1 protein-coding gene and 1 pseudogene are annotated in these 864 nt (G+C 78.6%); both read right to left on the bottom strand.

Annotated features, from left to right (window positions below; all coding sequences use genetic code 11):
- Nucleotides 1-442 (bottom strand): annotated as a pseudogene (locus D3105_RS34000) (DUF2510 domain-containing protein); the annotation flags it as partial.
- A gap of 48 nt (nucleotides 443-490) precedes the next feature.
- Nucleotides 491-864 (bottom strand): LysR substrate-binding domain-containing protein (locus tag D3105_RS33995; RefSeq protein WP_240647141.1); only part of this gene is annotated, 374 nt, incomplete at its 5' end.

Here is an 864-nt window from a genome sequence, read left to right as displayed (position 1 = left end):
GACGGGGGCGGGGGCCGAGGTGGTCGTGGTCGGGGCCGCCGACGTGCCGCCCTCGTCGCGGCCGAGCAGGATCGCGCCGGTGACGGCCGCGCCCAGGACCAGCACCCCGCAGAGCGTGACCGCCAGGATCTTCGTCCGGTTGCCGCCCCCGGCTCCGTCGTGCGGGCCGCGCTGGTGCGGGAGCGGGAAGCGACGGCGGACCGAACCCGGCCGGGCCGGACGCGGCCGGGCCGAACTCCCCCGCGCCGGACTGCGCCGGTCCGAACCCCGCCGCGCCGAACCCCGCCGGGCCGGGCTGCGCCGGTGCGGGCGGCTGGTGCGGTGCGGACCCGTCGGCGGCGGGCGGGCGGGTGTACGCGGTCCAGGCCGTGCCGTCCCACCAGCGCTCCAGGCCGGGTGCACCCGTGTCCGGATACCAGCCGGGCGGCGTCGCGTTACTCATGCGGACACTCTAGAACCCGGCTCCGACACGGTCACGGGAGTCCCGGGTTCAGGTGTCGCGGCCGGTCAGGGACAGCAGATCGCGGGCGGGGCCGGTGGGGCGGTGGCCGCCGGGCCAGACGGCGCGCAGTTGGCGGCGCAGCCGTACGCCCGCGACCGGGACCTTGACGAGGCGGCGGGACGACAGCTCCTCGCCCAGGGCCAGTTCGCTCAGGACGCAGGGGCCCGCGCCGCTCTCGGCCGCGCCCTTGACCGCCGTGGTGGAGGAGAGCTCCAGCAGCGGCTGGGCGAGCCCGCCGTGCACGGCGAGCGCGGCGTCCAGGACCTGACGGGTGCCGGAGCCGTGTTCGCGCAGGATCAGCGGGGTGGCGGCGAGTTCGCCGGGCAGCAGCGGGGTGCGGCGGCGGGCCCAGGGGTGGGTGG

This window comes from Streptomyces globisporus (assembly GCF_003501885.1).
GTDB lineage: Bacteria > Actinomycetota > Actinomycetes > Streptomycetales > Streptomycetaceae > Streptomyces > Streptomyces globisporus_D.
The sequence above is the reverse complement of the archived record's forward strand: the minus strand, read 5'-3'. Positions and strand labels throughout refer to the sequence as shown.